Annotated in this window: 22 protein-coding genes; 15 read left to right on the forward strand and 7 right to left on the reverse strand. The window is 35.8% G+C overall.

Going from position 1 to position 18,638, the window contains the following annotated elements:
• Positions 1 to 10 precede the first annotated feature (10 nt).
• The 11 genes from IGL49_RS12685 to IGL49_RS12735 all read left to right on the forward strand — a co-directional run bounded on the left by IGL49_RS12685 (position 11) and on the right by IGL49_RS12735 (position 11,759).
• The gene (locus IGL49_RS12685) at positions 11 to 2,626 is read left to right on the forward strand and encodes a phage tail tip lysozyme (RefSeq protein ID WP_011255113.1); all 2,616 of its coding nucleotides are present in this window, start codon (positions 11 to 13) and stop codon (positions 2,624 to 2,626) included.
• Between the two features lie 23 nt (positions 2,627 to 2,649).
• Positions 2,650 to 3,276, forward strand: coding sequence for a hypothetical protein (locus IGL49_RS12690; protein WP_011255114.1), 627 nt, complete (start codon positions 2,650 to 2,652; stop codon positions 3,274 to 3,276).
• Positions 3,263 to 3,508, forward strand: coding sequence for a hypothetical protein (locus IGL49_RS12695; RefSeq protein WP_002410289.1), 246 nt, complete (start codon positions 3,263 to 3,265; stop codon positions 3,506 to 3,508). Before IGL49_RS12690 ends, IGL49_RS12695 begins: the two co-directional genes overlap by 14 nt.
• The gene (locus IGL49_RS12700; RefSeq protein ID WP_002367924.1) at positions 3,492 to 4,100 is read left to right on the forward strand and encodes a hypothetical protein; all 609 of its coding nucleotides are present in this window, start codon (positions 3,492 to 3,494) and stop codon (positions 4,098 to 4,100) included. Before IGL49_RS12695 ends, IGL49_RS12700 begins: the two co-directional genes overlap by 17 nt.
• Before the next feature lie 158 nt (positions 4,101 to 4,258).
• Complete coding sequence (locus IGL49_RS12705) at positions 4,259 to 4,744, forward strand: PcfB family protein (RefSeq protein ID WP_002386493.1); 486 nt, start codon at positions 4,259 to 4,261, stop codon at positions 4,742 to 4,744.
• Complete coding sequence (locus IGL49_RS12710; RefSeq protein WP_010827906.1) at positions 4,744 to 6,573, forward strand: VirD4-like conjugal transfer protein, CD1115 family; 1,830 nt, start codon at positions 4,744 to 4,746, stop codon at positions 6,571 to 6,573. Before IGL49_RS12705 ends, IGL49_RS12710 begins: the two co-directional genes overlap by 1 nt.
• Positions 6,574 to 6,623: 50 nt before the next feature.
• Positions 6,624 to 8,783 (forward strand): ArdC-like ssDNA-binding domain-containing protein, encoded by a 2,160-nt coding sequence (locus IGL49_RS12715; protein WP_010784825.1) that lies wholly within the window; start codon positions 6,624 to 6,626, stop codon positions 8,781 to 8,783.
• A gap of 32 nt (positions 8,784 to 8,815) precedes the next feature.
• Positions 8,816 to 9,088, forward strand: coding sequence for an LtrD (locus IGL49_RS12720; RefSeq protein WP_002362409.1), 273 nt, complete (start codon positions 8,816 to 8,818; stop codon positions 9,086 to 9,088).
• A gap of 245 nt (positions 9,089 to 9,333) precedes the next feature.
• A complete protein-coding gene (gene mobC / locus IGL49_RS12725; RefSeq protein ID WP_002393737.1) occupies positions 9,334 to 9,690 on the forward strand; it encodes a plasmid mobilization relaxosome protein MobC in 357 nt (118 codons plus the stop codon).
• Positions 9,691 to 11,376, forward strand: a complete 1,686-nt coding sequence (locus IGL49_RS12730) for a relaxase/mobilization nuclease domain-containing protein (protein WP_002415208.1) — start codon at positions 9,691 to 9,693, stop codon at positions 11,374 to 11,376. It abuts the gene before it with no gap.
• 32 nt (positions 11,377 to 11,408) lie between these two features.
• Entirely contained in the window at positions 11,409 to 11,759 is a 351-nt protein-coding gene (locus IGL49_RS12735) for a hypothetical protein (RefSeq protein WP_010717225.1), read from the forward strand.
• Positions 11,760 to 12,275: 516 nt separating this feature from the next.
• On the opposite strand, the gene IGL49_RS12740 is transcribed toward IGL49_RS12735, so the two are convergent.
• The 7 genes from IGL49_RS12740 to IGL49_RS12770 all read right to left on the reverse strand — a co-directional run bounded on the left by IGL49_RS12740 (position 12,276) and on the right by IGL49_RS12770 (position 16,736).
• Entirely contained in the window at positions 12,276 to 13,613 is a 1,338-nt protein-coding gene (locus IGL49_RS12740) for a PcfJ domain-containing protein (protein WP_011255115.1), read from the reverse strand.
• Entirely contained in the window at positions 13,610 to 14,386 is a 777-nt protein-coding gene (locus IGL49_RS12745; protein WP_002401695.1) for a Cas9 inhibitor AcrIIA9 family protein, read from the reverse strand. Before IGL49_RS12745 ends, IGL49_RS12740 begins: the two co-directional genes overlap by 4 nt.
• 142 nt (positions 14,387 to 14,528) lie before the next feature.
• Positions 14,529 to 15,077, reverse strand: coding sequence for a hypothetical protein (locus IGL49_RS12750; RefSeq protein WP_002395037.1), 549 nt, complete (start codon positions 15,075 to 15,077; stop codon positions 14,529 to 14,531).
• A 23-nt stretch (positions 15,078 to 15,100) separates the two neighbouring features.
• Complete coding sequence (locus tag IGL49_RS12755; protein ID WP_002393732.1) at positions 15,101 to 15,292, reverse strand: DpnD/PcfM family protein; 192 nt, start codon at positions 15,290 to 15,292, stop codon at positions 15,101 to 15,103.
• The gene (locus tag IGL49_RS12760; RefSeq protein ID WP_002360847.1) at positions 15,277 to 15,462 is read right to left on the reverse strand and encodes a hypothetical protein; all 186 of its coding nucleotides are present in this window, start codon (positions 15,460 to 15,462) and stop codon (positions 15,277 to 15,279) included. Before IGL49_RS12760 ends, IGL49_RS12755 begins: the two co-directional genes overlap by 16 nt.
• Positions 15,463 to 15,467: 5 nt before the next feature.
• Positions 15,468 to 15,917, reverse strand: a complete 450-nt coding sequence (locus tag IGL49_RS12765; protein WP_002367705.1) for a hypothetical protein — start codon at positions 15,915 to 15,917, stop codon at positions 15,468 to 15,470.
• Between the two features lie 588 nt (positions 15,918 to 16,505).
• Complete coding sequence (locus IGL49_RS12770) at positions 16,506 to 16,736, reverse strand: hypothetical protein (RefSeq protein WP_002360849.1); 231 nt, start codon at positions 16,734 to 16,736, stop codon at positions 16,506 to 16,508.
• Between the two features lie 54 nt (positions 16,737 to 16,790).
• Between IGL49_RS12770 and IGL49_RS12775 the strand changes: the two genes are divergently transcribed.
• The 4 genes from IGL49_RS12775 (at position 16,791) to IGL49_RS12790 (ending at position 18,559) form a co-directional block, all read left to right on the forward strand.
• A complete protein-coding gene (locus IGL49_RS12775; RefSeq protein ID WP_002395036.1) occupies positions 16,791 to 17,285 on the forward strand; it encodes a hypothetical protein in 495 nt (164 codons plus the stop codon).
• 65 nt (positions 17,286 to 17,350) lie between these two features.
• Positions 17,351 to 17,803, forward strand: coding sequence for a single-stranded DNA-binding protein (gene ssb / locus IGL49_RS12780; protein WP_002393727.1), 453 nt, complete (start codon positions 17,351 to 17,353; stop codon positions 17,801 to 17,803).
• 13 nt (positions 17,804 to 17,816) lie between these two features.
• Complete coding sequence (locus IGL49_RS12785) at positions 17,817 to 17,969, forward strand: hypothetical protein (protein WP_002395035.1); 153 nt, start codon at positions 17,817 to 17,819, stop codon at positions 17,967 to 17,969.
• An 11-nt stretch (positions 17,970 to 17,980) separates the two neighbouring features.
• A complete protein-coding gene (locus IGL49_RS12790; protein ID WP_002395034.1) occupies positions 17,981 to 18,559 on the forward strand; it encodes a thermonuclease family protein in 579 nt (192 codons plus the stop codon).
• Positions 18,560 to 18,638 lie beyond the last annotated feature (79 nt).

The following is an 18,638-nucleotide window of genomic DNA, read 5'->3' on the forward strand; positions in this document are numbered from 1 at the left end:
ATGTGAGGATATGGTAGAAAATAAGCGTACTTGGAAAGAAAAAGTACATGTTGAAACTCAAGTAGAAGAGCGTCTTAGAAAAAATTTGACCTTAAAATCAAGAGAAGCGACGAAGTTGCAAAAAAAAGCGTTAAAGACGACTAAAAAGGAGTTTAAACTTTCTAAGAAAAATTACAAGCAATCCCTAAAAAAACATAAACTTACCTTGAAAACAGGGAAGGAACCCTTAAGTATTAACCATTTACTGGATAAAAAGAAATTTGTAGAGCAAAAGAAACGCAAAAAAGCACAGAAAATTGCTTACAAACGAACGAAAAAAGTAGATGAAACGCGTGTCGTTAACCAAGTGAAAAGGGAAACCAAGGAAGGGTTGAAAAGAGAAGCGACGCAAAAAGTACGAACCACGTTAACGCAGGAAGATACACTGAATGAAGCAATGACCCTTTATGAAAAAACACAACAAGCTAAATTTAACATGCGTACAGCTTTGAAAACAGGAAAAACGGTTAAGAATCTTTCGGTGAAAACTGCAAAAGATACGTATGGATTGGGGAATCGCTTATTTAACTTTTCAAGAGGACGTGGGTTTCAGCGCACACCAAAAGACTTTACGTTAAAAAAACAACTTATGAAACAACTACGGAATCGTGCTATGCGCTTTAAAGCAGCAAAAGAAGCGAAGAAAGCCGAACAAGGTATTGGCTTGATTCGTTCTTTTTTTAATGGTCAGAAGACATTAGGGAAAGTCGCTGCATTGATTCTAAAAAATCCGATTTCTTGGGTTGTTTTATTGGTTCTTTTTCTTGTTTTTTTATTGAGTGGCGTTGCAAGTAGTACACAAAAACCAGCGATTGTTCAAGAAGAGGAAGATTTAACCGCTTCATGGACGTATTTTACTAAATTAGATGCGCAACATACAGACGATAACAACTTGTTTTATAGCAATATCGATGAAGTTCTTTTCTACATGAATTATCGGTACGATGATTTTAAATTATTAGATATGGATTCCACTGGTACAAAGAATTTTGAAACGATTCTATCTGAGCTATGGACGGCACTAAACGGAAAGAAACCTGATTATCAGTTGAAAACAATGCAAAGTTTAGAGACAGATAAGAAATCGAGTTATTTTATCGAAGAGGAACAAGCAAAGCATTATCAAGAGATAAAAAAAGAGTTAGGCTACCAAACATTGGATGATCTCCTTTCTTTTCCAGTAAAAACTGACGCTTTAATTGTCAATAAGCGCTATGGCTATGACAAATCAAAAGAGAAGCTCACCTTATATCAAGGCATTGATGTATTGATTGAAGATAATCAGCCGTTTCATTCACCAATGAACGGCCAAATCGTTTCGGTGCCTGATACAGAAACGCTGGTTATCGAAAAAGAGAAAGTAGCTAGGTTAACGATTCGTGGTGTGAATACCCTTCGACTAACAAAAGGTATGGATGTTGAAGAGGGAACATTTCTTGGGAATACAAAGAATTCAACAGTTACATTCCAGTATGAAAAATATAAAAAAGAAACGAAAGACTGGTTTTTTGTAAATCCAGCCTTTTATTTTCCACGTGTAACCTACACGCAAACGACTCTTTTAGGAAGTGCAGATTTTTCTCCTGGAGCAAGTGTCGAAAAAAGAGCGCAAGCTGTTTATGATTATTTATCAAAAAAGGGATACACCAAAGAGGGAATTAGCGCGATTTTAGGCAATTTTTCGGTAGAAAGTGGCATTAATCCAAAACGTGCAGAAGGGGATTATTTGAACCCGCCTGTAGGTGCGCATGGGAATTCGTGGGACGAACCGAGTTGGCTTTCTATGGGAGGTCCGCAAATTTATGGGGGACGTTTTCCAAATATTCTCCATCGAGGACTAGGTTTAGGTCAGTGGACGGATACAGCTGATGGTGGTCGTAGGCATACGTTGTTATTAGACTATGCCAAAGGTAAAAATAAAAAATGGTATGATCTGCAATTGCAACTGGACTTTATTTTTGACGGCGATGCACCAGGCTCACGAACAGCAGCAGATAATGTAGCAAGAAGTAAGGTTGCTGCAACTATTCCAGAACTTACTACTTATTTTCTAACTGTTTGGGAAGGAAATCCCGGAGACAAGTTAGGAGAACGAATTCAAGCTGCACAAAATTGGTTTACATTCTTTTCTCGATCGGGTACACCAATCGGTGGTTCTGGGAGTGAGGTCTTTGCGCAGTATAAAGAAAAAATGCAACCATTACCCACAGACAGAGAAACAAAAGCAGGACAAGGCTGGCCAGGCAATGCGTATGCGCCAGGGAATTGTACTTGGTATGTGTTTAATCGTTTTGCACAGTTAGGAAAAAGCATTCACCCTACTATGGGAAACGCCAATCAATGGGTGCATAACTACAGTCAAACGCCCGGAGCGACACTTGAATCGGCCCCTAAAAAAGGGGATGCTGTTATTTTTACAAATGGTGTAGCTGGTTCTAGTACGCAATATGGACACGTGGCTTATGTGGAGCATGTAAACTCTGATGGTAGTTTTGTCATTTCTGAAATGAATGTCAGTGGTGAGTATTCTATGAATTGGCGTGTCTTAAAAAAAGAAGCAGGCGAATACTTTATGCGCCTAAACTAAAAAGAAAGGAACCAATAAGAACAATGTATAATATGGAAAAATTAAGTAGATACAAGAAAATTGGCTTTATTGGTGGCAGCTTACTGCTTATTATGCTTATTTTTTTGATTGGGCTTAGTGTTGGGCAAAGAAAACAAGTAAACACCAATGAAAAACAAGTAAAAGTCGAGAAAAAAGAGGAATTAACAACAAGTACGGTAAAAAAATTTTTGATTGCGTATTATACAAAAAAAGATCTTGGCGAAAATAGAAATCGCTATGAACCTTTGGTGACAAGCGCCATGTATAACGAATTAGTGAATGTAGAAAAACAGCCTGTTAATCAAGCGTATAAAGGCTATGTAGTCAATCAAGTACTTGATACGTATAAAATCTATATTGATACTGAAAACAACGAAGTCATTGTGGACGTCACGTATAAGAATACACAACGAACCAAACGAAATAATGATGAAGGAGCGTTGAAAAATCAGAGCAATCAAGAAGCGCTGAAATTAACCTTTGTAAAACAAGGCGCTAATTTTTTAGTGGATAAAATGGCACCAGTAACACTTACCAATGAATTACAAGAGGAGCCAAATTCATATAATACACATGTAGTAACGACAGAAGAATCAGCAAAGGAGAGTGCAAACAGTGGGGAAAAGTAAAGTAAGTGAATTAGAAAAAAAGAAGGATCGAGTGGAGAAAGAGCTTAATAAAGCCAATGAACGTCTCGATACATTGAAACAGTCGATTGCTAAAAAAGAGAATGAATTGAAACAAATAGAAGCGGAAATTGTCAGTGCTCTATTAACAGAAAATAATTTATCTTTTAGTGAATTGACTGCGTTGTTGAGTGAAAAAGAAGCAGGTGGTGAAGCAAGTGTTTATAGGGAATAAAACAACCTATCGCTATGAACTTCTTCATTCAAAAAATATCAAAGGCGAGGTGATCGACTCAACCGCTACACTTGTTCGTTATGTGATTGGCGTAAACAACGATCTTATTAAAAAGGAAGAAGAAGGGTGGCTTTATGTCGAAAAAATAAAAGAAGGAAAACAAGAGGACCAAATCCTTTATGGCAAGCGTATAGATTTACCAATTTTAGAAGACAATCCTTATTTTCATGATCTTTTAGATCCGTTTGATACAAAAAAAGTGATTCCTTTTGTAGAACTATTGCCTTCAGCTGTAGAAAATCAGGTAAAGCTAGAAGAAAAAAATAAAGAAACACAGGATATTGTAGAGTTAGAGAAAAACAACAAAACCACTATTACTACTGAAGAAAAGGAAACAACTGAATTAAAAGAGCAACCAGATGAAATAGCCGATAAAGAAACACAGAAGAAAATTCTGGAACAAAAGATTCAGTTTAAAAAAGACGAGTTAGCCACATTGACCGAGGAGATTGCGACTAAGCAGGAAGAAATCAATGACTTAGAACAAAAATTAAGTACATTTTCAAAGAAGCCAGAGGGACTTTATTTATAAAAAAGAGCTTTTTCTTAGCTAGTAAAAAGCCTCTTTTAGCTAAGAAATAAGGATTATCACTTTCCCTTACAATTGTTTACGGCATATCAAAAAAGTAGAACCATAAAAAAAGACTAGCAAAAATTGCTAGTTTTTTTTTGTAAAGGAGGAGATTTTTGGTGGAACAAAGAGAAATTGTACACCGCTATTATGTTTTAGGTACTAGTACTTTAGATAAAGTATTAAAAGTGCTGCTTAATTTATCCAGTGATGGTGTATTGGCGTTAAAAGACAAGTTTCTTCCTTTAAAAGGGGAAAATAATTTGTATAAGCTAATGAATCGTGAGGATCCACTGACTTCGGCGCAACTTCATGAAAAAGTGAATTTAAATAAGTTAAAAGAACAGTTGGAAGCCCAAGGGCTTCCTTTTGCGTTTAAAGAAACCAAAGAAGGGACTAACTTCTATTTTCGAGTAAAAGATACGGAACTTGCAAAGAAAGCCTTAGAACGCGTGTTAACGGATATTAAGAAGAACCCACAAATGATTTTGCGTAAGCCAAATACCATGACTTTTGATGAACGGTTAGCCTACACTGCAGCCAATAAAAAATACGTGGGTAAAATTGATCAAACAAAAACAATCACAAAAGGAAGGAAACTGTAATGCAGACGTACAAAAAAGAACTGAAACCGTATCTCTACCTTGGTGTTTTTCTATTTGTGATTGGCTTTGGAATAGGAAATTTCTTTTGGCTGTTACCAGGGACAGACTATTTTTCAAAAACGAATTATCTCTTTACAAAAGACATTCTGACGTATATCGAACAAACTTTTTATCGTTTTTTTATAACACCAAGTCTATTAGGATTTAGTGTAGGAGTACTTGGTTTTCTTTTAGGGCTATTAATGTATGTGCGAGATAATGATCGTGGAATCTACCGTCATGGAGAAGAATACGGTTCGGCTCGTTTTGCTACACCTGCTGAAATGAAAAAATATGAAGATCCAATTCCTGAAAACAATATTATTGTTAGTAAGCATGTAAAAATTTCTCTTTTTAATAAACGTTTACCAATCAAGCTACAAAAAAATAAGAATATCGCCATTCTAGGTGATTCTGGAGCGGCCAAAACGTTAGCTTTTATCAAAACCAATCTTATGCAACGACATGCCAGCTTTATCACAACAGACCCAGACGGTGGGATATTGCCAGAGATTGGACTTTTATTGAAAAAAGGCAAGTACAAGATTAAGGTCTTAGACTTAAACACGTTGTCAAATAGTGATACGTTCAATGTTTTTGAGTATATGCACTCCGAATTAGACGTGGACCGAGTTTTAGAAGCTGTCACTGAAGCAACAAAAGAAGTGGAAAAAACGACCGGGGACGATTTTTGGATAAAAGCCGAAGGCTTATTGGTTCGCTCTCTTATTGCGTATTTATGGTTTGACGGTCGTAGAAATGATTATACGCCACATTTAGGAATGATTGCGGACATGTTACGCCACCTAAAACGAAAAGATAAAAATGTACCTAGCCCAGTGGAAGAATGGTTTGAGGAGTTAAACGAGGCCATTCCTGACAACTACGCTTACCGACAATGGACTTTGTTTAACAATTTGTATGAGAGTGAAACGAGAGCCAGCGTTCTAGGGATAGCTGCTGCACGTTACTCTGTTTTTGACCATGAAGAAGTGGTCAATATGATTCGTACAGACACGATGGATATTGACTCCTGGAATGAAGAAAAAACAGCAGTGTTTATTGCGATACCTGAAACTAATACGTCGTTTAATTTTATTGCAGCGTTGATGTTTGCGACAGTCGGAGAAGTGTTGCGAAATAAATCAGACCAAGTACGTTTAGGAAAACGAGTACTAGAAGAAGGAAAAGAACTCCTACATGTCCGCTTCTTAATTGACGAATTTGCAAATATTGGCCGAATTCCTCACTTTGAGAAAATGTTGACCACGTTTCGTAAGCGAGAAATGTCGTTTACCATTGTTTTACAATCCTTGAACCAACTACAAACGCTTTATCGCAATGGGTGGCAAAACATTCTAAACGGATGTGCGTGTTTACTATACCTTGGTGGGGACGAAGAAGAAACCACCAAGTATCTGTCTGCACGTGCAGGGAAACAAACGTTATCCATTCGGAAACATAGCATGAATAAAGGAAATCAAGGTGGAGGATCCGAAAATCGCGATAAATACGGGCGCGATTTGATTGACAGGAGTGAAGTTGCGCTTATTGGAGGAGACGAGTGTCTGGTTTTTATATCAAAAGAGCATGTTTTTAAAGATAAAAAATTCTATGCTTTTCAGCATGACCGAGCAGATGAACTAGCAACAGGACCGACTGATGATAAGTGGTATACGTGGCGCCGATATATGACTGATGAAGAAGCTATTTTGGATAAAATCTCGGCAACAGATATTATTGACCATGGAGAAATTACAAGTGAACTGAAAGAAGAAACACACGTTTAAAAAGACGTGCGTTTTTTTCTTTCAGAAAATAGAAAAAGGAGGAACAGAAAATGCCAATGACACATGCACAACGACAAAAAGTGTTAGAAGAAATTGAACGAAAAAGTATTGTGGATGTCGCAGAAAGTTTAGGAATAACACTTGTACGACAGGGACAAAGTTATACCTGGTCAGAGCACGATAGTTTTGTTTTAACCCCTAAGAAGAATGCTTTTTATTGGAACTCTCGCCAAGTTGGTGGTGGGAGTATCAAGCTTGTTCAAGTGATAAAAGAGTGTACACACGCTGAAGCATTGCAGTATTTACAGACCGTAGAAGCAGGGGCTGTTGAAACGTTGAAAGAACCTACTCCGACGAACTTTCATTATTATATGAAAGAACATACACAACAAAATGCCACCATTGATTACTTGCTTCAGGAACGTAAGTTATCAAGAGAAACAATTGATTTCTTTTTTGAACAAAACCTCATGGCACAATCCACGTATACAGATAAAGAGACCGGACAAAGTGAACCAGTAATAGTCTTCAAGCACGTTGGTCTTGAAGAAAAAATTAAAGGCGTTGCCTTACAAGGTATTTGGGAAAATAAGAAGCTACATGGCGAACGAGGACGGTTAAAGCGTGTCTGGGGAAATGGCTATTATGGGTTGACTGTTCGTGTAGGGTATCCACCAAAAATTGCAGAAGCTACGTCAGAAAAGCCAATCAAAATCATTGTTTTTGAAGCACCTATAGATCTCATGAGTTATTACGAATTAAAAAAAGAAACGATTGGAGATGCGGTATTATTTTGTGCGAATGGACTTAAAAAGGGCGCAGTATCTACGCTTATTGCCAATGAAATTGGCTCTTATGTCAAAGAAGAAGAAAAGCCAACCGTCCTTGAACAATTAGAAAAGTCGAAACTAACAACGGAAAAAGTCCAACTCGTTTTGGCTGTAGATAATGACGAAGCAGGGAAGAAATTTATTCAACAATTTTCAAATAGCTGGTGTCCAATTACTCTTGACCAACCTAAACTAATTGAAGGAAAAAGTAAAACGGATTGGAACGATATTTTAAAGCAAACAAAGAATGAAATAAAGAAAAAAGAAGCAAAATTAAAGCGTCAAGAAGCAAAAAAACGATCCAGAGAAAGGAATAAAGAAATGTCTGAAAAAACACAAATGAAGCAAAAAAGCCAACCAGAACTAACATTGGAAGAGATAATTAAAAAGAAAGATTATCAAAAATTATCGCAACATTTGAACGACGGAATCAAAGAGTATTTAACAAGTGATACGTTTAAAAACTATTTAGATTTTGCTTCAAAATTTCATAAATATTCGTCAAAAAATATTCGTTTGTTGTTGGCACAAAATCCAAACATACGTCGTGTAGCTGGTTACAATGCGTGGAAAAAGTTAGATCGTCAAGTAAAAAAAGGCAGCAAAGCACTGTATGTGTATGCCCCTTATTTTAAAGATAAAGTCGATAAGAATGGAAAAAAAGTTACGGATGAAAATGGAGAAATTGTCAAAGAAACGCGCTATTTTTTAACGCCTGTCTTTGATGTAGAACAAACGACAGGCGCAGAGTTGCCACAGCTTGTTTATAATCTGGAAGAGAATCTTAGCGACGGTAAAACATTCACCAGAACTTACAATGCGTTAGTTGAGATTTGCCCAGTTCCAGTAACTGTCACGTCTATTGCAAGTGGTGCGAATGGGTATTATGATCCAACGAAAAAAGAAATTGTCCTCCAACAACATTTAGGAGAAGTGATGACTTTAAAAGTCTTACTTCATGAAATGACGCATGCCATGCTTCACCCAGATTCGCAAGCGATATTTGGAGATGATGTTTATTCTCGACAAGAATTTGAAGCGGAATCAGTTGCCTATATTGTCTCCCGTCACTTAGGGCTGGATACGTCCTCGTATTCTTTTGGTTATCTTTCTTCTTGGACGAGGCAAGGAGAAAAGTTAGAAGAATTTACGCAATCGTTAGAAACAATCACGAAAGAGGCGCGCACTCTAATTGAAAAAGCCGACCATGCTTTATCCATAGAAAAAGGCATTCAACTTCCCCAAAATAAATTTGAAGAACGTTTATTGAACGTGAAGAAAAAAGAAACTGAAGTGGGAAAGTCCCAAGCTAACGAGCAAAAAAGGCAACAAAATGAACCAAAAATTTCTGCTCAAATAGCAAATCCTACTCGATTTTAAAAACAAATAATAAGAGAAAAGGAGAAAACAAAATGGACCAATTAACGGACGAAAGTAAATTTATTTTGACACAATTTTTTTTGGCAGACCCGCTTAGTGAACAACCAAGAGTCCACCAGAAAAAGAAAGAAAAATCAAAAGGAACGGTGCTAAAAGAACTGGATACGTTGATTCATGATTTTAAAGAAAAAGAATTAGAAATTGATTTATTTCCTTACGAAGAAGCAGCCACTTATTTACGAAAGTTGAAAGGCAATGACGCGTATTTGGTCTTTCTGGATGAGTTATTAGCTCCTTATCAATAAAAAAGAAAAAATAAAGGTCAAAAATGGTAAGTCGAAACGTCAATAAATGTCAAAGTGTAGCGATGGGGATTGGGGGAACCCCAAAAATTTGAACGACTCCTACCAGTATTTTTGGTAGGGGTCATTCAAAATATCGCAACATGCTAGCATGTTGCTCCGCTTGCAAAAAGAAAGCCTACCCTTGGGTATAACCAATTGTCAAACTAAGGAGACTACTTATTATGTAAAAGAAAGAAGAAATAATTATGGAGAATAAACAAAAACTAAAACGTCCTATTCAAAGAATAGTTAGACTATCAGAAGAAGAAAATAACTTAATCAAACGAAAAATTGAGGAAAGTTTTTTTCCAAACTTTCAAAATTTTGCCTTGCACCTTTTGATTCAAGGAGAAATTCGCCACGTTGACTATTCCGAACTCAACAGACTAACTACCGAAATTCATAAAATTGGCATTAATATTAATCAAATGGCCCGTCTGGCCAATCAGTTTCACGAAATTTCGTCTGAAGATATTAAAGATTTAACCGATAAAGTTCAAAGTTTAAATGCGCTGGTTCAGAGCGAATTAAATAAATTAATAAAGAGAAAGGATCAATCGTAAATGGTGTATACAAAACATTTTGTTATTCATACATTTGATAAATTAAACAATGCCTGCTCGTATATTGAGAATGCAGAAAAAACTGAAGTCACGAATGATAATCCGTCTGAACACTTGGAACATTTATTTCAATATATTGTGAATGACGATAAGACATACATGAAAAAATTAGTTTCTGGTCATGGCATTGTGGATCCAACAAATCCTTATGAAGAATTTAAATTAACAAAATTACAAGCAGCAATTCAACGAAAAATCGGGTACACATTCGATCCAAAATCAGAACGATTGCTTCCGCCAACGTTAACAGAATTAGAAAAAGGCAACGCCGTTTTAGCACACCATTTAATCCAATCATTTTCTCCAGAAGATGATTTAACGCCAGAAAAAATACATGAAATAGGGTACAACACGGTGATGGAATTGACAGGTGGAAAGTATGAATTTGTGATCGCCACACATGTCGACAAAGAACATTTACACAATCATATTATTTTTAGTTCAACCAACTTAAAAACAGGTAAAGCCTTTCGCTGGCAAAAAGGAACCAAAAGAGTCTTTGAACAAATTTCGGATAAGATTGCAGCGAAGGAAGGCGCAAAAATTATTGAAAAATCACCGAAGCAAACTCATACAAAATATACAAAATGGCAAACAGAGTCCATTTATAAACAAAAAATAAAAAGTCGTTTAGACTTTTTATTAGAACAAAGTTCTTCAATTAATGACTTCCTAGAAAAAGCAGAAGCTTTGAATTTATCGGCAGACTTTTCTAATAAGTGGACGACCTATCGATTGCTTGACGAACCACAAATAAAAAATACTCGTAGTCGAAGCTTGTCAAAAAGTGACCCCACTAGATATAATTATGAAAAGATTATTGAACGATTAAAAGAAAATAAAAACGTTCTAACAGTGGAAGAATGTGTCAAAAGATACGAAGAAAAAAATGAACAAGAAAAAAATAATTTTGACTATCAATTTACAATAGAACCATGGCAACTGTCTCACAAAACAGAAAGAGGATATTATATAAATATCGATTATGGCTATGGCAATTCTGGAAAGCTCTTTGTAGGAGGGTATAAGGTTGATCCATTAGACAACGGTAATTACAATATCTATATTAAAAGAAATGAGTATTTTTATTTTATGAGCGACAAGGATGCTACTAAAAGTAAATACTTAACAGGGGCTTCGTTGATTAAACAATTACGACTGTATAATGGACAAACACCACTGAAAAGAGAACCTGTGATGCAAACCATTGATGAATTAGTTAGTGCCATTAACTTTTTAGCGGCGAATGAAATCGAGGACACAAGACAACTAAAATTATTAGAAGAAAAATTAGAAGTTGCTTTTCTTGAAGCAGAAAAAACTTTAGAGACTCTTGACGAGAAGATGTTAGAGCTGCACCAATTAAGTAACCTCTTATTAGAAAATGAACTGCAGGGAGATCCAGAGTTAATTCAGAAAAAATTGAAAACATTGTTACCGGACGCAACGCTTGCGGAATTTTCTTATGAAGATGTTCGAGGAGAAATAGAAGCAATTAAAACCAGTCAAACTTTGTTAGAGAGTAAACTGGAACGAACTCGAAATGAAATTAATCAGCTTCATGAAATTCAAGCCGTACAGGAAAAAGAGCCAGAGAAGCAAACCGACATTAAGCCCAAACTATAAACTATCTATTGGTGAACGGAGAGGAGAATTTTATGTTAGTTTTTAAACGTATTTTGTCTGTAATACTATTTTTACCTTTTTTTATTCTTCATTTACTTTTCCGATATATTGGAATTTTAACATTGCTTACTAGTGGATTTACCACCACTTTATTATTGATTATTGCCCGAGTTTTGGCTTTTCTTTTTTTAATAACACCAATTGTGATCTTAGCAACAGAAGAACTTAGAATCGAATGGGCAAGTTGGGTTGGTTGGCTTTTATTTGGATTACTTGTTCTGCTTTTTCATTATCTAGCTGCCTTGAATGAAGAATTAGGAGGCTGGTTTTTAGATTTTTCTGATTGGTTAAGCAAGGTTCCTAGCAAACTGTGGGCTGAATAATTGCTCCTATGCTAAAACGCCTTAACTTAAAAAAGCCAAGGCGTTTTATGGTATAATATACGAGATAGTAAAGGTTTATGACGGTGGCTAATCTCTGAAAAAGGGGTGATTGCCTATGTTGATTTTTGGCTATACTCCTAGAAAGGACTAGCTTTGACTATTTTTGAAGCGTTAATGTTTGCGATTACTTTTGCGACATTAATTCTAAAAATTAGTGATAAAAACAACAAAAAATAACCGTCAACTTTAGCCGAGTTTGGTTATTTTTTGTAAAAATATTTAACTATCGGTCACCGTCTTAAACGGTGCTATCATGAGGGCGTATGACTAGTACGTCCTCTTTACATGTTTATTATAACACATTCTCTACAAGAAGAAAGGCGGAAGCCTTTCTTTTTTTTCAGCGCGCCTTAACGGCGGTGGCGGTGGGAGTTTGGCGCGCTGAAAAAAACGCTCTTTTCTTGATTTCTAATCAAGAAGATACTCGCTAAAAGCGAGTATCAGGTTTGTCTTATATTATGATGATAAGGCGTGCTGTAAATTCTCTTGCCATTGTCTGACTGCTTGTTTTATCTTTTCTGGTACTTCCTGACGGTTACATTTTCCTTGTATTTGTATAACCTGTTGATTTCGATATTCTAATGTGAAGTAAGGCATATCTGGCTTTTCTTTTCTTCGGATAAAAACAATCGTTGTTTTTCCTTGCGTATGCCGTTCGATATAGTGTTGACTGCCCACACAATGGCGTAGAATACTTCCTTCTTGAATGATTTCTTGTAATGAATGTGGTGTGAGAAAAAGCAAATCGTCAATTTCAGCTTCTAACGCTTTAATTTGGTTTTTCCGTTCTTGATACTGCTTTTCTTCAATCTCACTTTTCAAAAGGTTTAGCGTGTTCATAGCGTTATCGTGAGCTACTTGTAAGTTTTCAGGATACAATACACTATCGTTATTAAGTGGGGTGTTCAACTCTTCTAACATGTGTAAATAGTCCATATAATAGTCAAAACGCTCCCCTTTTCGTATAAACCATTTTTGAAACTTTGTTAAGTTCACTTCTTTCGGTAGTTGCTTAATTTGCGAATAATGCACGTACTTTTCTATTTCGTTTATCATAGGCGCATTTCGCTCTTTTAACGTTTTTTCTAACATGAATTCATGAAAGGTTGGATTTCTTGTTTTTAATTTTTGTTTATTCGCTTTTAGCCATTTCTTAGTAATTACTCTCATATCTACTTTATGAAAATACAGTCCAAAAACGTTGCGATAGTCGTCAAAAATGATTTCATTCGCTAAGGTTGTGGCACCTATCTTTTGTAAAAACTCAATTTCGTTTCGGTATTTGTAAATATGAGCTAGTTCTTGACGTTCTATTTCAGGTAACTGTAAGTACTTTAATTCCGATACAGTGGTTAGTTTTTCTTGCCAGTTATTTGGATAGAATACTGTATTTGTATAAGCACTACTCATAAAACCATAATTTGCTAACAAGCCCTCATGCCAATGTCCGTTCTCATAATGGGCTTTAACATGGGTATCGTTTGAAAACCGTTCAAGGTTTGACGGCTCATAGATAAGGTTTTCTATTCCATCTGTAATCGTCTGCCAATAACTATGGGTTTGAATTTCAATTCGTTTTGCACGAACGAGAATGATTCCAAAGGAGTAAAATTTCGTTGGAAACGATAATCGTGAGTATTTTGTTAATCGTTTTTTTATGATAGGGCAATTCTTGCGAGAACTCGCAAGAATTGTCTCCTTTTTGTTTTGCCATTCATACGTGGGTATTTGTGCAGTACACCAGTTAAAAAAGGCTTTGGGTGGGGTTAATGGTTTTGGTGTTTTTTTATTCATACGCACTCGAACAAATCAATTTGTTCGTCCACCTCTTTTCTTTCTGATTTTGTTTCTGATTTTTTGGTTGGTTTCTTTTTTGTTGTGGTCGTTACTTTACCAACTGCTTTGGTTTCTGGTAATTTCTCTAATAAGAAATACTCTTTTATCCAACTGAAAACCACTTCGTCCGCCACCATGGCGCTTGATTGGTTTTTGGCTTGTTCTTGGGCTTTTCCTATGCAGTAAGTCATAGCACCTTTTAACGTTCTATCTTTTTTGAGAATACCTAGAAAAAGCGCTTCGTCTGTTTGTTGGCATAACCAATTATGAACAACTTCTAGTGTGCTGTCGTGGTCGGTTTCTAGTTCTTTTAGCATTTTCTCAAAGGCTTTTTCTTGTATGCTTTCTTGGGCAGTAAAGAAAAATCGTTCGTAAGAAAGTTTGTCGCTAATCACTAGCCACTTATATTTATTTCCTTGGTCTATTGTTTCGTCAATCGTTAGAAACAGTGATGAATAGTGTCCGTTGGGGTCTTTTATCGCAACAATCGCTTGTTCTGGTAATTTTTCAAGGTAAGTCAATAACGTTTCGACTGGATAAAGAGCGACCTCATAATTAGGATAAAAACATAAAAACTGAACGTTTTTTCCGTCTTTTTCAATGTGTTCTTTTCTGAAAGCGACACTGATATAGCCTTGTATGTCGTCAAAAATTGTCGTTGCTAGTGTTGGTTTGTATTGTTTGAGTGCGTGTGTTAATTCATTTACAGTTTGTATATTTTGAAAGTCCATAACGTTCCCTCGTTTCTTTTAAGCTTCCCCTCTTACATATGTAAGAGGGGAGCAAATTTTCGCTTGTCAAAGGTCAGTCGGTACGTTATACTTGAACTACGGTTAGTAATTCAAGTAAAGTCCTATTAGAAATCTTTTGTCGTTAGCAAAAGGTTTCTTTTTTTGTCTTTTTTTCGTGGAAATACTTTGATAATGGTTCAAAATCTTTCATATCTCCATTGCAATTCATAGTACTTACTAGCCACTCTCCAGACTGACGTTGTGCATATAAATAGCCGTTGTTATCAGAGCCACGATAAGGTGTAAAGGTTACTTTCCCTTCAACGAGTTCCGTCCAACCGTCAATTCGGTCAAGGTCAGTTAGCGTGAGGTATTGTTGTTCTCTTATTTCTTCTAATGATTGTGCAAGATACATTTCTGTTTCTGGTCGAACATATAGACAAAACTCGTGCCAACCACAACAAGTTAGTTCCCGACAGCCGACATTGTCGTATTCGTAAAGTACGTTTTCTTTCACACCTAAACAGGACAGGCCTTTTTTCTGATTGATAACTTTTTGAATTTTTTCAGGGTCTTGGTAATGTTCATATAAAACAGCACCTACTCCCTCTATATAACCGTCCCAGTGACAATATATGCCTTGATACGTTCCGTCTGCTTGTTCTTTAAAAATTGCTGTTCGTGTTCCCATAAAAGCTCTCCTCTTTCGTTGTTTTAAATGATAAACTCTGTTGCTTCGTGATTATCTTCTGTCAAGATAATTTCTTGGTCGTAATACATGTTAGAAACCAATTCATGTGCCTGTTCTTCGCTTTCAGCAAATACAGAAACAGCTACCTCTAAGGTTTCAACAATTGTTACACAGTATTTTTTCTTTTTTTCTGCCATATTTATACGTCCTTCCATTCAATGTGATTTAAAAAGAATGCTAACTGATTCAAACGATTATTGGCATTTTTCAGACAACCATAGTTTAGTAACAATGTAGGCGTATCATTTTCAAGAATGGCTTTATTTAACTTCTGATATTCTTTACGTGCTTGCTCTAGCTGATTTTTTAGCTGTGGGTCGTTCATTTTTACTACTTCCTTTCTGGTATTCTATTATTTTTGGTAATCTCTATCAGTGTTTTTTGCGCCTCTAACGCAGTTAAAATTGGTAAGCAATCTCCTAAAGTCATACCGTTACCGACAATTACAAAAGGTTGAAGTAACTGCCCTACCGTCATTTTTTCGTCTGAATGAAAAAGAGTAAATTCTTTTTCTAAAATATTTTCGCCTTGTAACAAACATTCAATATACACTTTGCTAAAGTCGTAAAAACTTTCTATTGAAAATAATTTTTGAAGATAATATTCTACAGTTTCAAAATCAATGCAATCAAAATACAAATTATTTTCATCAATCAAAAAACATTGAGAGCGTAATGTGTTAAATAAATCTAAACATTCTTCTAAATCTAGCGATTTTAAATCGTTATTTAAATAACGATTAATGGATAAGCTATTAATGAAATTTTCTTTTTTGTTCATTGGTTCTCTCCTTTATTTTTTTGTTTTTGAGCAACCATTTTTGTCTGGCGTGAGGGAGGGAAGCTGTTCGCTTCTTTGGCTCATGCTAGGACGTGGGACACTATCCTCCTTTCGTTTTTAGATTTGATTGTTCATTTTCGCCAGTATGTTTCGGTCGGTTGCTGTGCCGAGAAAGAATCATAGACACCAAGAAAAGACAAGGGCGAACGGAGTGAGTTCATATACCCTTGTCTTTTCGACTGGCTATGATACTGTAACAAACAGCGACTGACCGGGACATACGACAATGAGCGGTCATAAAACGATTGAGAGGACACACGTCCGTAAAAGCATGAGCCAAAGAGGCGAAATTTTAATGCACTTAAAAGAACTAGACGCAAAGCGGCTAGTTCTTTCTTTTGTTTTGCCTTGCTTTAGCAAGGCATTTCTTTCGAGCGGCGGTGGCGGTTGGAGCGAGATAGAAATAAACACTAAACAAAGTAATTAGGTATGAAAAAATGGAAAGACGATTTTTCAGTGAATAGTCATAAAATAAACTAAGGATTTTATATAAAAAAATAAACGAGAATAAAAGAAGGGAGTTCTCTTTTATCTTCGTTTATTTTTTGCGTATTCCTTTAAATCGTCTACGTGATACAAGCGTACAGTAGGTCGTTCACCGTTTACATGTTTAATTTCAAAGTAAGGCTTAATTGCATTCAATTTTACGGATTGTGTGAAGGCATTTAATGATTGGCCTGTAATTTTTGCAGCACCTTGTTTATCTACCACATTGTTTTCTAAATAAGTTAAAACTTCTTCACGAGAAAGATCTTTCATTGAATTACCCTCCTATATATACTATACAAAATATAGTATATAAAAAACCAAAATTTGTCAATATTCCTCATTATTATACTATGCATTGTATACAATGTATGGTATAATAATTATAAAGATAAACAGAAACGAGGGATTCAATTGAATTTAGAAAAAATGAAAATGGAAGCAAGAAAAAGAATGAAGATTTTAGGTATTCATGAACCAACAATTGCACAATTTATTGAGGAAGGAAAAATTAGTTTTTCGGGAAAATCATATCTAGGCGCCAACTATTGGATCAACGAAGAACGAAAAAAAGCAATCGAAATTATCGAGAAAGAAAACAATATACTTGTATACTATGCGATTGAACAAAAGTATATGGGGGATATAACAATGTTGTACTTGTTTTATATATCTCCGTATGAAGAGGACTGGGAAATGGATTATCAAAGTATTGTAGAGAATTACCAATACACTTACGGCTTAAACGAAACGGATCCGTTCCTTTCAGAGTTTGGTGAAATCAAGTTTAAAAATATGTTTGGTGGTTTAGTAAAACAGTAAATATTTAGAAGTGATAGTACCAGTTGCTATCACTTCTAAAAAAATAATAGAAAGAGGTTTTTTAAATGATTAATAATGTGACTTTAGTAGGAAGACTTACAAAAGATTGTGATTTACGTTATACGTCAAGTGGTGTAGCTGTTGCGGCTTTTACACTAGCAGTTAACCGGAATTTTACGAATCAAAATGGTGAACGTGAAGCAGACTATATTCAGTGTGTGATTTGGCGTAAACCTGCAGAAACTTTAGCAAACTATACACGAAAAGGAACATTGGTTGGTCTTGTGGGTAGACTTCAAACACGTAACTATGAGAATCAACAAGGACAACGTATTTATGTGACAGAAGTGGTTGTAGAAAGCTTCCAATTGTTAGAGTCAAAAGAAGTTAGTCAACAACGTGGTGTTAACGCTTCTAATCCTACACCAGTTGGGCAGCAGGAAAGCAATACGCAACAACCCTTTCCAGATTTAGAAGGTAGTTCTATTGAGATTTCAGATCATGACTTACCGTTTTAAGGAGGAGTGACTCATGGTTAATGGAGATTTACAAAAAATATATGCAGACAGTACAAAGAAACGTACAGAACAACAAACAAAATGGGAACGAGCTGTTGAAGGATTAACGTTTGATAGGTTAGAAAAAAAGAAAATTGAGTATTCTTTAAAACGGAAAAAAAGTTAGGGAGTTAGGAAATGAAACTATTTATTGGAAAAAAGTGGCTACTGCTAACAGCAGCCACTTTGCTATTATCAGGATGCGCAAGTCTTGAACAAAAAGCACAAGATATTTCGAATGATGGTACTGGTAATTTTACTCAAACTATTTCGAACGATAATCGTATACCAGCTGAATTTGTCCGTCATGTTGATGGAGATACCACCGTGTTAAGAATAGACGGAAAAGAACAAAAGGTTCGCTTTTTATTAGTAGATACACCCGAGACTGTAAAGCCGAAAACAAAAGTACAGCCATTTGGTTTGGAAGCCAGCAACCGTACAAAAGAGCTTTTGTCTACTGCTTCAGAAATTACTTTTGAATACGATAAGGGCGATAGAACTGATCGCTATGGCCGTACATTGGGCTATATATTTGTGGATGGGATGCTACTTCAGGAAACACTCGTGAGAGATGGATTAGCACGTGTGGCTTATGTCAAAGAGCCTAACACAAAGTATCTACTAGAATTAGAGGAAGCACAAGAAAAGGCTAAAAATGAGTCACTCAGAATCTGGAGCATACCAGGATACGTAACTGAAAGAGGGTTTAAATAAAGAACTTGAAAAGCTGTAAGAACAAAATTTGAACTATAAAAAAGAGCATGTATCGGAGTTTGCGAAGAATAAAGAAAGT

The sequence above is a fragment of the Enterococcus sp. DIV1337a genome (genome assembly GCF_051712285.1).
GTDB classification, from domain to species: domain Bacteria; phylum Bacillota; class Bacilli; order Lactobacillales; family Enterococcaceae; genus Enterococcus; species Enterococcus faecalis.